The organism is Calothrix anomala FACHB-343, assembly GCF_014696435.1.
Lineage (GTDB): Bacteria > Cyanobacteriota > Cyanobacteriia > Cyanobacteriales > Nostocaceae > Aulosira > Aulosira anomala_A.
The window spans coordinates 89,381-104,959 of sequence record NZ_JACJQG010000016.1; the positions used below are offsets into that span (position 1 = coordinate 89,381).

At 41.0% G+C, this 15,579-nt stretch carries 10 protein-coding genes; 7 read left to right on the top strand and 3 right to left on the bottom strand.

Going from position 1 to position 15,579, the window contains the following annotated elements:
• Positions 1–166 precede the first annotated feature (166 nt).
• Positions 167–544 (top strand): hypothetical protein, encoded by a 378-nt coding sequence (locus H6G08_RS11545; RefSeq protein WP_190541988.1) that lies wholly within the window; start codon positions 167–169, stop codon positions 542–544.
• Positions 545–1,403: 859 nt separating this feature from the next.
• Here H6G08_RS11545 and H6G08_RS11550 read toward each other — a convergent pair.
• Positions 1,404–2,759 (bottom strand): UDP-N-acetylmuramoyl-tripeptide--D-alanyl-D-alanine ligase, encoded by a 1,356-nt coding sequence (locus H6G08_RS11550; protein ID WP_190541991.1) that lies wholly within the window; start codon positions 2,757–2,759, stop codon positions 1,404–1,406.
• Positions 2,760–2,918: 159 nt separating this feature from the next.
• Complete coding sequence (locus H6G08_RS11555) at positions 2,919–4,148, bottom strand: TetR/AcrR family transcriptional regulator (protein ID WP_190541994.1); 1,230 nt, start codon at positions 4,146–4,148, stop codon at positions 2,919–2,921.
• A gap of 183 nt (positions 4,149–4,331) precedes the next feature.
• Between H6G08_RS11555 and H6G08_RS11560 the strand changes: the two genes are divergently transcribed.
• The 6 genes from H6G08_RS11560 (at position 4,332) to H6G08_RS11585 (ending at position 13,009) form a co-directional block, all read left to right on the top strand.
• Positions 4,332–5,186 carry an acyl-CoA desaturase gene (locus tag H6G08_RS11560; protein ID WP_190541997.1) on the top strand — a complete coding sequence of 285 codons (855 nt, stop codon included), beginning with the start codon at positions 4,332–4,334 and terminating at the stop codon, positions 5,184–5,186.
• 152 nt (positions 5,187–5,338) lie between these two features.
• Positions 5,339–8,002: a two-partner secretion domain-containing protein gene (locus H6G08_RS11565; RefSeq protein ID WP_190542000.1), complete on the top strand. Its 2,664-nt coding sequence runs from the start codon at positions 5,339–5,341 to the stop codon at positions 8,000–8,002.
• 517 nt (positions 8,003–8,519) lie between these two features.
• Entirely contained in the window at positions 8,520–9,086 is a 567-nt protein-coding gene (locus H6G08_RS11570) for a tail fiber domain-containing protein (RefSeq protein ID WP_190542002.1), read from the top strand.
• A gap of 76 nt (positions 9,087–9,162) precedes the next feature.
• Positions 9,163–9,693, top strand: a complete 531-nt coding sequence (locus H6G08_RS11575) for a tail fiber domain-containing protein (protein ID WP_190542005.1) — start codon at positions 9,163–9,165, stop codon at positions 9,691–9,693.
• Positions 9,694–9,746: 53 nt separating this feature from the next.
• Positions 9,747–11,972, top strand: a complete 2,226-nt coding sequence (locus H6G08_RS11580; protein WP_190542008.1) for a TOMM precursor leader peptide-binding protein — start codon at positions 9,747–9,749, stop codon at positions 11,970–11,972.
• Positions 11,973–12,067: 95 nt separating this feature from the next.
• Positions 12,068–13,009, top strand: a complete 942-nt coding sequence (locus tag H6G08_RS11585; protein ID WP_190542011.1) for a sensor domain-containing diguanylate cyclase — start codon at positions 12,068–12,070, stop codon at positions 13,007–13,009.
• A gap of 110 nt (positions 13,010–13,119) precedes the next feature.
• Here H6G08_RS11585 and psaB read toward each other — a convergent pair whose 3' ends face one another.
• Entirely contained in the window at positions 13,120–15,348 is a 2,229-nt protein-coding gene (gene psaB, locus H6G08_RS11590) for a photosystem I core protein PsaB (protein WP_190542014.1), read from the bottom strand.
• Positions 15,349–15,579 lie beyond the last annotated feature (231 nt).

Below are 15,579 nucleotides of genomic sequence, written 5' to 3' on the forward strand. Positions count from 1 at the left end.
GCTATACTCGTGTTGCAGTCATTCAACTAACTTGAGTAGCAAGAATACTGTATGTGTAATTAAAAACGGATGTTAGACCACATCAGTGAGTCGATTCAGGGTGAAACGGGAATTCACTATAACTATTGTTTATAGAGCGAGTCAAGGGACTAGGCGGATAAATTAGATGAATACACACATATTTGATAATCATTATGTTACTTGTCCGATTTGCCAAAGAAATGCCACACCTAAACCTTTAAAGTCTTGTGTTGGCTTGTTTAGTTGTCCATATTGCCAAGAAAAACTGGTAGTTTGTCCTAGCGGTCATTATGTCCGCGATCCATTTACCATTAAGCAAATGATGGTTTCTGCGGAACTGCGGCGTCAAAGCAGTCCTTTAGCCAGGATAGTGCGAGATTTTCTGTTTCTCAAGCGTCCGGCGATCGCATTAGCTGTGGGCAGTATGATGCTCTTGGGGACAATCGCTCTCACTCAACAAAACACCAACTACGAACAGTCAATCACTCCCACAACAGAAAACTTGAATGAAAAACTATATTAAGTACAAATACTCTATTAAATGTAATATTATATACTTTTAATAGATTTTCCCAGTATAGCACTAATCACACCGTATACTATCCCCATGAGGATGTATACGGTTGAATTTTTTCAACACTTTAAATTAAGTGGTTCAAGTTAGAGCGATCGCTTATCAATTGATCTAGCTTCTGTAGCCTACCAAAACTAGTAGTCTGGCAACTCAACTTTAAAGGGTAAAGAAACGAACCACGTTCGCGAAGCGTCTCGCAGAGAAGACGCGAAGTACTCAAAGAAAGAGGACAAGAAGAGAACGAGAAAATTTGATGCATCTAGCATAGTTCCCTTGTCAAACTACTAGAAACAAAACTTTTCCATAACCTCCATCAGGTGAAAGATATAGAGAAATAGCCAGCAATTTACTCTCACCCCCCTCAGAATTAATGACGGAGTTTTATCAACAGTGGCAAAAAAATCCTGATAAGGCTGTGGCTTTAATGCAATGCTGATGACGATGAAGAAGCATCCTCGCCCTATTGATTGGGCGGCGTTAACTGGCTCCCATGCTCTGCGTGGGAGCGATGATCTGTGGGCTACCGCCTCAATTGATCAGAAGACGAGGCAGAGCCTCGCAATACGCATTTCCAGCCGGAGGCTGGAAACGAGATATATAAAGGTTTTGAGCTTAAGTTGACACCAATGGGTAACCCCGCCCCTACGAGTTGCGAGCTTGGTAAGTTAATGATTGGGATGTTTTTTTTATTTGGAAGTCCCTATGAGGAACAACTGACAACTTACAGTAAAAAGCTAATGACCAATTGCACCTTTAGTCATTAGCGATTTTTCATTTACCTATAACCCATTATTGATGACTACAAATCTCAGTTAGCGAATTCCGCACGCAACTGGTTAACAACTTGATCCAATCCAACAGAATGGGCGGCTTTAAACAATAAACGATCGCCTGCTTGCACAAATGTCTTTAATCTCGCTACTAATTCTGCATGGGTGGCAAAGCATTCTGAGGGGATACCTGGGGCACTTTTGGCGATCGCTTCGGCATCGGTACCATCAACTAACACTAATAACCCATCTAATTGCAATTTCTGGACTGTTTCGCCAACTCGCTGGTGTAATTGTGGCGATCGCTCTCCTAATTCTTTCATCGCGCCTAAAACGGCAATTTTGCGCTTTCCTGGTGTATCTGCTAATAATTGCAAGGCTGCTAGCATAGCTTCTGGTGCAGCATTGTAGGTTTCATCTAAGATTACAATATCGTTGGGTAAAGCAAAACGTTGCGATCGCCCCGTAGGCATGTCAACTTTAACACCAGTTTGCAGACTAGCCCAATCAATACCCACAACTTGAGCAACTGCCAAAGCTGCTAGGAAATTGGTGGCATTGTGACGACCGGGTAAAGGTAGGGGTAGTTGCATATCTCCTACTGTCAGGGTTTGATTATCTACCACCTTTCCTGAGATATCGCCGCCAGATAAGCCGTAAGTGATGACTTTTCCTTGCCAAACCTTTGCGGCAGTGGACATTAATAAAGAATTATCCTGATTGAGAATAGCGACGCTATTTTGAGGCATTTGGGCTAATAACTCACATTTAGCTTCAGCGATCGCAGTTTCCGAACCGAGTAATTCAATATGTGCCGTTCCGACATTAGTAATAACGCCAATTGTCGGATTAGCGATTTGGGTGAGTTCAGCAATTTGTCCCTTACCCCGCATCGCCATTTCAATTACAGCAAAATCATGTTCTGGGCTGAGTTCTAAGAGAGTTTTCGGGACACCAATTTCGTTATTGTAATTTCCATAAGTTTTATGGACTCGTCCTTGAGTGGCTAAAACTGCGGCGATCAGTTCTTTAGTAGTAGTTTTACCGACAGAACCAGTAACACCAATTACTGGGATCTTAAAGCGATCGCGCCACCAACGAGCAATTTTTTGATAAGCCTCTAGAGTATTTTTGACTTGTAATACTGGTAATCCGGGATTTTCATATTCAAAATCAACAATCGCTGCGATCGCACCTTTAGCGATAGCAGCTGCAACAAACTCATGTCCGTCAAACTTTTCACCTCGCAAAGCCACAAACACCTCACCTGGCTTGAGGATACGAGTGTCTGTTTGGATACCGCTACCCAACTGTGCTAAAGCCGCAGTTGATAAGTTTACAGGCTGTGCTAAAAGAATTTCAACCAGTTGATTTAAAGTCGCAGAACAAGGCATAAGCGAGGAACTGTTTTAAAGCATAAATTAATGAAATATGGTCAATGGTCAAGGGTCATTAGTCAATAGTCAGAGAGGCGATGAACCCTTGTCTGTACAATTTGTCCCCCTTGTCCCCCTCTGCTTCCTTCTGCCATCTGCCTCCTGCCTTCTGCCTTCTCAATTCGGTTTATGATCCAACCGGGTAGCTTGCTCTAATGCGGCTTTTTCTTTGGATCTGCGGGCGTAGGGTTGTAATTGCGTGCGATCGCAACCGGTGAGGATGCTCAAGTTTTCTAAGGTAATTCCCCGCATTAACATTTCTACGCGCCAGGTGTGTTGTGCTTGAGCGATCGCTGGTGGTTGTCCTTGGGGTGTTAACATTCCTTCTGTCCACATTTCCCAACGACTGATAATTTCAGATTCGGAAATTGCCTCGCCTAAGCTGTTAAGAAACATCGCCATTTGATTATCTTTCCGACTCTTCAGCCATTTAATTAAGGGATTGTTAGTATAAGAACCGTACTGTTTCCCTAAAATCCATTGATTTACAGGAACTTGGCGGACTAATCCGGGAGTGGTAATTTGCAAAAAGTGTCCTTGATCGTCGTAGATTTGATGCGATCGCTGTAAGTTAACTATCTCTGTAGGGGATAAGCCGGCTGCAAATAATATATAAGCTAAAGCCGAATCTTGCAGTCCTAATCTCTTGGCTTGGCGCAAAATTTCATGGACTAACGCCGCAGGTAAATCAGCTACCTCTATACTGACATCATGTTCTACACCATAATTAATTGCTAATTCTGGTGAAGGTGACATCGCACCACGTAAAAACAATTCCACTAAGTTCTCTAAAAAATCATCTCTGTCTTCCCAGAGTTCGTGAAATTCGCTAGTAAACTCGATTACGGCGTAGCCTAATAGCATCCCATTCAGCAAACTGGCTAATTTTTCTGCCGGTAGATAGGTATTTAAGTGTCCTTGCTCAATTACTGTAGCTAAGTATTGAGCAACATAGCGGTTAGCTTCGGTTAAACCCCTCCCCAAGGCGCGACGATTTTCGGCTGGGTATCGATCGGCTTCACCCACTACAGATCTGACAAACTCCGGTACCCGCTCTAGTGCAAGCAAGCTATCACTTGCATAATCCTTCAGGGCTTGATAAACGCTACCTGGGGGACTAGCGCGCCGTACTAAGGATTCCCCTAAGTTCTTAAAAGCCGCAGATTCTTCCAAAACAGCTAACATCAGCCCATGTTTATTACCAAAGTGGCGAAATAACGTCACTTCATTTACTTCTGCTTTTTCGGCAATTTGCCGGGTAGTAGTATTGCTGACTCCTTGGGCTGTAAATAGTTCCAGCGCTGCTTGAATCAGGCGTTGACGAGCTGAATGGGTGGGAGATGCCATAAAAATAAATAATGCAAGTAGCACTTGCAGATAAAGAAAGAAGTTGTTAGGATACAAATGTAAGTGATACTTGCTCTACTTTACTGTAACTAACTTATACAGAACGGGTAATTCCCTTGTCACCAATGCAAGAGTACATCCGCAAAAAGCAGATCGCTTAATTCATCATCAACAGGAATTTTTATGACTGCAAAATCTCTGACGTTCACCCCCGAACAAGGAACGTCAAAGCTCAGTTGGACGAACGTATTATTTTTTGGTACAGTTCATCTGTTAGCGCTCTTAGCGCCTTGGTTTTTTTCTTGGTCAGCATTAGGTATACTGCTGTTTTTGCACTGGTTACTCGGCAGCATTGGGATTTGTTTGGGATATCACCGACTTTTGAGCCATCGGAGTTTCCAAGTACCGAAATGGTTAGAATATGCGATCGCTACCATTGGTGCTTTAGCATTACAAGGGGGGCCGATTTTCTGGGTGGGTGGACACCGTCAGCATCACGCCCATACTGAAGATATCAACTTAGATCCTTACTCTGCCACAAAAGGGTTTTGGTGGAGTCACATGTTATGGATTTTTTACCCCCGTACAGAATTCTTTGATGCAGAAACTTATCAAAAATACGCCCCAGATTTAGCCCGTCAACCATTTTACCGTTGGTTAGATCGCTACTTCTTGTTATTGCAAATCCCCTTGGGTGTGTTGTTATATGCTTTAGGCGGTTGGTCTTTCGTAATTTATGGGATGTTTGTCCGCGCTGTTTTATTATGGCACTCCACTTGGTTTGTCAACTCAGCAACTCATAAATGGGGCTATCGTACCTTCGATCATACAGATGATTCCCGCAATCTTTGGTGGGTATCCTTGGTAACTTATGGTGAAGGATGGCACAACAACCATCACACTTATCCCCATGTTGCCAAATCTGGATTTGCTTGGTGGGAAATCGATATTACTTGGTGGAGTATTAAAGCACTGAAGACTTTAGGTTTAGCGAAGAAAGTCATTATGCCACCTTCGAGTAGCGCTAGCCAAGGATAAATTGTCAGCAAATTAAAGTTTATCTCCTATGCCCACAGCGCGATCGCACTGTGGGCAAAATTATCTCGATCAATTTCAGCACATAATACTTGCAGCGATTACGGGAATACTGAAATAAAGACGAATCGCCAGATTTGGGTAATTTGCATTTTATGAATTCGCCCTTTATTCTCACTATTGCTGGAATATTTGCAACTACACATCTGATATTGACTCAACCTTGTTACCCCCAGGCGATCGCCCCAGATGGTAGTCTGAATACAAATGTTACTTCTACTGATGGGTTAAATTTTTCCATTACGGGTGGTAATCAAGCTGGCGGTAATCTTTTTCATAGCTTTAGCGAATTCTCTGTACCTAATGGTGGTTCTGCTAATTTTAATCATGCAGCCTTTATTCAAAATATTATCAGTCGCGTGACTGGGATCGTGCCTTCTCATATCAATGGCATAATCCATACTCAGGGAAATGCTAATTTATTCTTAATTAATCCTAATGGCATTATTTTTGGTGCTAATGCCAAATTAAATATTGGTGGCTCATTTTTGGCAACTACTGCTAAAAGTTTACAGTTTGCCGATGGCAAAGAATTTAATACAAATATAGATAAAAATCCTCCATTATTAAGTATTAATGTTCCTATCGGATTACAATTTTCTAGTAATTCAAAACCTATCCAAGTACAAACAGCTAATCTGAGAGTTTCCATCAATCAAACTCTCGCCCTGATTGGTGGTGACGTTAATATTAATGGCAGTCAATTAACTGCCGATAGCGGTCATATTGAACTCGGTGGAATAGCCGATGCAGCCACGGTTGGATTTTCATTAAACGCGAATCATTCACAATTCAATTTTCCTGACAATATTAACAGAGCTAATGTATCAATCACAGATAATTCTTTAGTCACAACCAGTGGTGATGGTGGCGGTAGCATTCAACTGACAGGAAAGCAGTTAATTATTGAAAATTCCTGGGTAAAAGCGGATACATTAGGTAATATTTCTGGCGCAAATTTAAAATTAAATGCTTCAGATTCAATCATAGTTTCAAGCAACAGAACAACCGGACTGTTTACAGATGGATTATTTGCCACAACTAGTGGTAGTGGTGATAGCTTAGGCATCACAATTAATACTAGAAATCTTCAGGTTAAAGGCGAATCTCGCATATCTACCGCTACTTTAATAGGTTCATCTGGTAAAGGAGGTAATTTAACTATTAATGCGCAAGCAGCAGTTGAATTAATGGGTGCTGACTCTGATGATTTTTCTTTATTTACTGGGTTATTAGCAGATACTTCTGGAACTGGTAGCGGGGGAAATTTAACAGTAAATACCGGGCGATTATTCGTGCATCACGGAGCGCAAATATCTGCTGCAACTATAGCAGATGCCACAGGTGGAAACTTGACAATTAATGCTGCTAATAGTGTGGAATTAATCGGAGTCACAGATTCTGATTCCTTCAGTAGTGGTTTGTTTACAGCAGTTCAAGAAGGTAAAGGACAAGGTGGTGATTTAATAGTTAACACTAAGAAGTTAATTATTCATGATGGGGCACAAATTTTTGCAGGTACTGCAGCCGCAGGAAATAGTGGAAATATTATCATTAATGCTATAGACTCTGTCAACGTCAGCGGAGTATCCCTGATTCAGAAAATTCCTGGTGGTCTTTTCAGTGGTAGTAATCCCAATACTACTGGCAATGGAGGCAATATTAACATTAATACGCGGGAATTAATAGTAGAAAATGGAGGTAATATTGCTGTTGAAACCCTTGGCTCTGGCAAGGGAGGAATCCTCACAATTAATGCCACTGATGCTATTAAATTAATAGGGCAAGGTTCGCTGAGAACAGATCCGTTAGATGAAAGCAAATTAATCCCAACATTTAGTAGCCTATCTGCTAGCGTTTTAGATAGTGAAAATCATCATCCGGCTGGTAACTTAGAAATTTCTACAGGTAAATTCTTAGTTCAGGGCGGTGCTAGGTTAAGTGTAGATAACGAAGGTAAGGGTAAGGGGGGAAATATTAATATTCAAGCTGACTCTATAGAACTAGATAATAGAGGGAATCTACAACAAGATTTAGGAGGAATTCAAGCCACAACTAAATCTGGTGAAGGAGGTAATATTATCTTACATATTCAAGATATTTTATTAATGCGGAACGGTAGCAAAATTACTACTGATTCTACAGGTGGTAATGGTAATGGTGGAGATATTAATATTACTTCTGGGTTATTAGTTGCTGCTGATAATAGCGATATTACAGCTAATGCAATTGCTGGTAGAGGTGGGAATGTGCAAATTACAACGCAAGGAATATTTGGGATTGAATTTCGTCCCGAACTCACTGATAAAAGCGAAATTACAGCTAGTTCTCAGTTTGGTTTAAGTGGAACTGTAGAAATTAAAACTTTAGCTGTCGATCCTAGCAAAGGAATTGCTGTTTTACCAACACAGCCAAATGATGCTTCAACATTAATTACTCAAAGTTGTGGACAAAATAATCCCGCAACATCCAGCCGTTTAACTATCATTGGAAGAGGTGGTTTACCACAAAATCCAGAGGTAGCTTTGGGTGGGGATCTCACTTTGCAAGATATCCAAACAGTCCCCATTTACAGCAGTAGCGATCGCACTAGAGGAGTTACTGCTTTTGCCAGTCTACCACTACCTCACTCTGATGAAATTGTCGAAGCTCAAGGACTGATAGTAACGCCCCAAGGAGATGTTGTTTTAACTGCACAGGTACTAGTACATACCCCTCATAATTCTGGATTACCCTCAGCTACTTGTAATTCAAATTAGATAATTGAGTAACTTTACTTAGCAGATATTTGAGATGTTAATTGTTATAGATTGAATAAAGTTCCGAGCTAAAAATAACCGTATTATTACTGAGAAATAATTTCTTTAAAATGGGAAAAATGAATTTATGTTAAAGAAAAAATAATTGTATGACAATTATATATTGCCACACAAAATCAGGATTTTTGTGGCTTTCAAAGCTAATATACATTAATTGCTATTGCCGCAGGCAGCAATCTCAGTAACTCTATTTTAAAGCATAGATAAACTCTGCATAGTGTTAGTAAATTGCTATTAGCATGTCTAGCTTAAAGTTGATTTAACAATAGAGAATTTACAGGGAAGCAGAAATTGTCAACAATATGATTAAATAACGGTTGTACTAGGTTGTAACTATTTCAATCTGGAAAAGATATCAGCATGATTTCATACCTCATTGCCGATATCAATGATGAATGCCAGATAAATTTGCTGCGTTTTTTGTTGGCAATTAGTTTATAAATAAAAGGTTCAATGTATGCTAAGTAACTCCCAGAATTTAACCAGTACAGAAAGTCTGATTGCAGATCTCAACGATCAAGAATTAGCCGATTGTGTCGGTGGCTGTGATATTGCAGTTACTCTTGGGGAACAAGAGGTAGCAACAGTCCCACTAGTTGAATCAAAATTATTAGGCTATACCAGTATCAATGCAGGCGTGAAAATTATCAATCAAGCTCTAGATTTAGGAGTCACTTACGATCCTAATGGCTCAAAGCGCTTCTTGAGCGATCGCAATGTCAAAGAAGCCGTCGCTGAGATTGATGTTCACGATATCCTCAAGGGAATTGTGGATTTACCCATCACCACTTGGAAATATAAAAACCAAGATGAAACAATTCGTCATATAGGCCCGATGGCGCAAGACTTTGCAGCGACGTTTAACTGTGGTGAAAGCGATCGCTTTATCAATGCTGTAGATGCTAATGGTGTCGCTTTAGCTGCAATTCAAGCACTTTACCAACTGATGCAGCAAAAAGATTCCCAAATCAGAGAACTGCAAATACAGTTACTGCAACTACAGCAACAGATAACTGATAAATAGGCTCAATTTATCGCAAAAATGCCATTAATTAGCCAATATTGTCCATATCTAATTTCAAACGATCATCAGGAAAATTATGTACAATGATGACCAAAACCCTGTACCCACAGTCAGCTTAATTGAAGAATTAACGGATGATGAATTAGCAAATTGTGTTGGCGGTACTGGCTATATTAATCCTGCAGAACAAGAAATTCCTGGAAATCATGGCACACTAAACGCTCTCGGTTTACAGGATAACCTACATCTATATTTAGATCCTGATGGCTCAAAGCGTTTCTTGAGCGATCGCTATGTCAAAGAAGTTGTAGCTGATGTCGATGTTCAAGCTATTCTTTTGGGAATTGCCAATTTACCCATAACTTCTTGGAAGTATAAAAACCAGGATGAAACAATTCGCCATATCGGCCCGATGGCGCAAGACTTTGCGGCAATTTTTAACTGTGGTGAGAGCGATCGCTTTATTAATAGCGTAGATGCTAATGGTGTCGCTTTAGCGGCAATTCAAGCACTTTATCAAAAAATACAAGGGCAAGATTTACAAATCAATAGCCTAAGTCAGCAAATTAGCGAAATAAAACAAAATTTGCTAATCAAGTCCCAATAAATTCTTGTTTTCGCAAAAAACCTTTACTGTGTTTATATTGCACAGCAAAAATTATGCTCATCCAGCCGAAGTTTTACGAGCATTTTCATATTGAATTATCTCCTCCCAAAACTGTATTTTTATTAAGTGAAAAAGGGCATTTTGTCCTGAATGGGCGTTTATATTACCTTTTAGCACCCCTACTTAATGGACTTTACACAGTAGAGGAAATCATTCAACAATTGCAAGGACAAGCTAAGGCTGATGAAATTCTTTATGGTTTAGAACAATTGCATCGTAAAGGTTATATTACCAACGCAGATAACATTCCACCTCATGAATCTGCTTTTTGGGGACTGCTAAATCAAGATGCTAACTCGGTTACCCAAGCGCAAAAAGCAGCTAAAGTTAGCATTACCACCTTTGGTAGCGTCAAATCACAGCCATTAACTGCAATTTTAGAATCTCTGAATATTCCCTTGGCGGATACTGGTAAATTTGCTGTGGTGGTTACAGATGACTATCTTCAACCAGGATTAGCACAATTTAACCACGAAGCTTTACAACAGCAGCTTCCTTGGTTATTAGTCAAACCTGTAGGTAGTGTAATTTGGATTGGCCCCATTTTTCGTCCTGGCGTTACAGGTTGCTGGGAATGTCTCGCACAGCGTTTAAGAATGAATCGTGAGGTTGAGTCTTTTTTACAAGAACAAAAGCAAACCCTCAACCCATTTTTGATTTCTCGTGCGGCGTTACCTTCAACTGTAGATACTGCGCTGAATTTAGCAGCTACAGAAATTGCTAAATGGTTAAGTAATCCCGAAAATCATACCCTAGAAGGGACATTATTAACTTTTGATTTAATCAATCTCAATATTCAACGCCATACTTTAGTTCGTCGTCCCCAATGCGATTGTTGCGGCGAAATAGCCTATCAGCAACCACAACCTCAACCATTGGTATTAACTAGCCAACCCAAGCAATTCAGCGATGATGGGGGGTATCGCAGTTGTTTACCAGAGCAAGCTTGGCAAAATTACGAACATCATATAAGTCCGGTAACTGGCGTAATTAAAAATATATTTCAACCCTTCCAGAACAACGAGCTGATTCACGCCTATGTTGTTGAGCATAGTTTACCGTATAAAGGCAGAAGGTTAGAGGATTTACGTCAAAAAAGCTTTGGTAAGGGGAAAACAGCCGCCCAAGCGAAGATGAGCGCCTTAGGCGAAGCAATTGAACGCTATTGTGGAGCTTTTACGGGAGAAGAACCAAGGGTGAAAGCTGCTTATGCTAATTTGCAAGAATTGGCGATTCATCCTGATAAGTTTATGCATTATAGCGCCAATCAATACCGCGATCGCCAAATTTGGAATCAGCAACACCATGTTATTCAATGGATACCCGATCCCTTTGATGAAAGTCAAGAAATAGAATGGTCGCCGCTTTGGTCGCTAAATCAGCGACAATTTAAATATCTGCCAACAGCCTATTGTTATTATGGCTATCCTCTCCCAGAAAACCACAACTTTTGTTTTGCAGATACTAATGGTACAGCTGCGGGAAGTTGTAAAGAAGAGGCTATTCTTCAGGGATTTATGGAATTAGTCGAGCGGGATGCAGTAGCTATTTGGTGGTATAACCGACTAGCAAAACCTGGGGTAAATCTCCAAAGTTTTGACGAGCCGTATCTAAATAAATTACATACATACTATAAATTTATCGGTCGTGATTTGTGGGTATTAGACTTAACTACCGATTTAAATATTCCCACATTCGCTGCAATTTCTCGCCGCTACAATCAACAGCCAGAAGATATTTTATTTGGCTTTGGTACTCACTTTGATGCCAAAGTTGCTCTGTTACGTGCTGTTACAGAAATGAATCAGATGGTATTTCTCTCTAGTGGTGGAAATCCTCAAGCTTCTGCCAAATTTAGCCGTCAAGATATACAGTATTGGTGTACGACTGCTACATTAGAAAATCAGCCTTACTTAGCACCGGATATTAATGCTAGACTCAAAGTTTACACAGATTATGCTCCCTACCATAGTAATGATTTGCAACAAGATGTAATTAATTGTGTAAATTTAGCTGCAACAAAAGAGCTAGAAATATTGGTTCTAGAGCAAACACGCCCAGATATTGCTATACCTGTTGTGAAAGTTGTGGTTCCCGGCTTGCGTCACTTTTGGGCACAGTTTGCACCAGGACGATTGTATGAAGTTCCCGTAAACATGGGATGGTTAAAAGCAGAACTTCCAGAAACTCTGCTTAATCCAATTCCTATGTTTTTGTAAAACTTTGATTAAGAAGATTAGTAAAATAACTTATCTGTAATGTTATAGGTATTAATAAAATTATCGATATTTATATAATACCTTATATTTAAATTATGAAGTTTAAGATAACTAGCGATCAAGCTAGTATTTTCCCATCTAAAAGACAACCATTTATCGGCAAAAGTTATCAAGAAAATTTTGTGAATATTTTTGATGCTTATCCCGATTTGATTTTGTTAACAACCTTGGGCAAGGGTTCTTGCGTAGAAGTAAATCAAACTTTTTTAAATATCACAGGCTACAGCCGGGAAAATGTCATCGGTACGCCAATTACAGTTTTGGATATGGGATTAACCATTGACAGTTATGCGCAAATCAAAAAAAAGTCCCAGACACAGGATTTTATCCAAAATTTAGAAATTGAATTTTGTTTAAAGTCTGGGGAAAAACGCATCGGGTTGCTATCTGTTAAGCGCTTAGAATGGTTCGGCAAAACTTATTTACTAAATGTGATTCGTGATATTACAGAGCGGAAACAAATAGAAGATGATTTACGCCGCATAGCTATGCACGATCCCTTGACAGGTTTACCCAATCGGGCTTACTTTATGCAGCAATTAGATTATGTCATTGAATCGCTGCAATATCATCCTGATTCTTGTTCTTATATTCTCTTTTTAGATTTGGATGCATTTAAAGCAATTAATGACAATTTCGGTCATGCTATGGGAGATAAATTATTAGTTGAAATTAGTCAGAGGCTCAGAGCAATACTCAGATGGGGAGATTTTATTGCGCGTTTAGGTGGTGATGAATTTGTGATTCTGCTGGAGGATGTGCAAAATTTTCGTTATGCTACGCGCATTGCTAATCAAGTAATTACTGCACTTAAACAACCAATGTTATTCAATGGGCAGAAAATTTCTTGTTCGGTGAGTATTGGGATATCCATGATTTCTGATGCGGAAAAATCACCGGAGGAAATATTAGATAAAGCTGATGCGGCAATGTATCAGGCGAAAGCGTTTGGTAAGAGTCGGTATCATGTGGGTTAGAGACGCTAGAGACGCGATGAATCGCGTCTGTACAAGAAGAAAAAATCCTCCGCTATGCGATCGCTTAGGGAGGAAAATGCAAAAGGTCAGAGGATATCAAAAATTTTTATTTAGCCAAATTTACCAGCAGTTGAAGAGATGAGGAATGCCGCAAAGGTGAGGACATAACCGACGGTGAAGTGAGCTAGACCTACTAACCAACCTTGAACAATGGAAAGCGCCACAGGCTTATCTTTCCAGCGCACTAGGTTAGCGAGGGGAGTACGCTCGTGTGCCCATACGAGGGTTTCAATTAGCTCTTGCCAGTAGCCTCTCCAAGCTATGAGGAACATAAACCCGGTTGCCCAAACCAGGTGTCCGAAGAGGAACATCCAATCCCAAACAGATTGGTTATTTACACCGTAAGGATTATAGCCATTAATTACTTGTGCGGAATTAGCCCAAAGATAATCTCGGAACCAGCCCATGAGATATGTAGAATTCTCGTTAAACTGAGCTATGTTACCTTGCCAAATACCGAGATGTTTCCAGTGCCAGTAGAAGGTTAGCCACCCCAGAAGGTTTAACATCCAGAAGGTAGCGAGGAAGAAGGATTGCTCCCAAGAGGAGGTTTGACAGGTACCGCCTCTACCAGGGCCATCACATGGGAAGGTAAAACCGAAGTCCTTTTTATCGGGCATCAGCTTTGTTCCACGAGCATCCAAGGCACCCTTGACGCAAATTAGGGTGGTGGTATGCAAACCGAGAGCGATCGCGTGGTGAACCAAGAAATCGCCAGGGCCGATGGTTAAGAAGAGGGAGTTAGTACCGGAGTTAATCGCATCTAGCCAACCAGATAACCAGACGTTACCGTGGTTAGGCCAAGCTGTATAAGCAATACTATCTGGATTAGATAGCAGCGCATTCATGCCATAAAGCGCTTTACCGTGAGCAGATTGTACAAACTGAGCAAACACAGGCTCAATTAGAATTTGCTTTTCGGGAGTGCCAAAGGCAACTACAACATCGTTGTGAACATATAAACCGAGGGTATGGAAGCCTAAGAATAGCGATACCCAACTCAGGTGGGAGATAATCGCCTCTTTATGCTTGAGTACGCGCTCCAGAACATTGCCCTTGTTTTGCTCTGGGTCGTAATCACGTATCCAGAAAATTCCAGCATGGGCGAAAGCACCAATCATCAAAAATCCAGCTATGTATTGATGATGGGTATACAGTGCCGCCTGTGTTGTGTAATCCTTCCCCATGAAGGCGTAAGGAGGCATTGCGTACATGTGCTGCGCCACCAAAGACGCGGCTGTACCTAGAGCTGCTAAGTGTATAGACAGCTGAAAGTGCAGCGAGTTGTTGTAGGTATCGTATAACCCTTGGTGTGGGAGGTTAAATTGACCTTCTGTTTGCACGCCAAAGAAATTTCTGGCGTTGAGCATTTCTTTGATGCTGTGACCAATCCCAAAGTTAGTCCGGTATTGGTGACCGGCGATGATGAAAATTACTGCGATCGCTAAATGGTGATGCGCCATATCAGTCAACCACAGCGATTCAGTCTGGGGATGGAAGCCACCCAAAAAAGTCAAAATTGCTGTCCCGGCACCTTGGGATGTCCCAAATAGATGCCCTGCTGTATCTGGATTTTGAGCGTAAACGCCCCAGTTACCCGTCCAGAATGGTGTTAAACCTGCTGGGTGAGGTAAGGTGCTGAGGAAATTGCGCCAACCTACGTGAACACCACGTGATTCGGGAATAGCAACGTGTATTAAGTGACCAGCCCAAGCCAAGGAACTGACACCAAATAAACCTGCCAAGTGGTGATTTAAACGAGGTTCTGCACTCTTAAACCAACTCAGACTAGGACGATACTTTGGTTGTAAATGCAACCAACCAGCAAATAGGAACAATGCTGCTAACAGTAGTAGAAACACTGAACCCATGTACAGGTCGTTGTTTGTCCGCATCCCGATGGTATACCACCAGTGATAGACCCCGGAATAAGCAATATTAACGGGATTGCTAGCACCGGCTTGGGTAAACGCATCAATTGCTGGTTTACCAAAGTGAGGGTCCCAAATCGCATGAGCGATGGGGCGAATATGTAGGGGATCTTTAATCCACTGTTCAAAGTTACCTTGCCAGGCTACATGGAACAACAGGCTAGAAGCCCACAGAAAGATGATTGACACATGACCAAAGTGGGTAGCGAAAATCTTTTGGTATAGATTTTCTTCAGTCATGCCATCATGGCTTTCAAAGTCATTACCCTGAGCCATCGCGTACCAAATCCGACGAGTAGTCGGATCTTGCGCGAGATCCTGGCTAAATTTCGGAAATTTTCTTGCCATGTATTTTAATCAAATCCTCCCTAAACGCTATTTCAAGTTGCTACTTCTCCCGAGTCAGCAACACGAAAGCAATTGAATAGATAACCTTTTGGCTTAAATCGGAGGTTAATTCCATAGAACAGCTGGCAAACATCAGGATGAAACATCCATAATGACTAAGTTCATATACTTAGTCCTTATGATGGTGCAACTCATGCGTATAGGTGTAATCAAAAAATTATTAGCAATTAT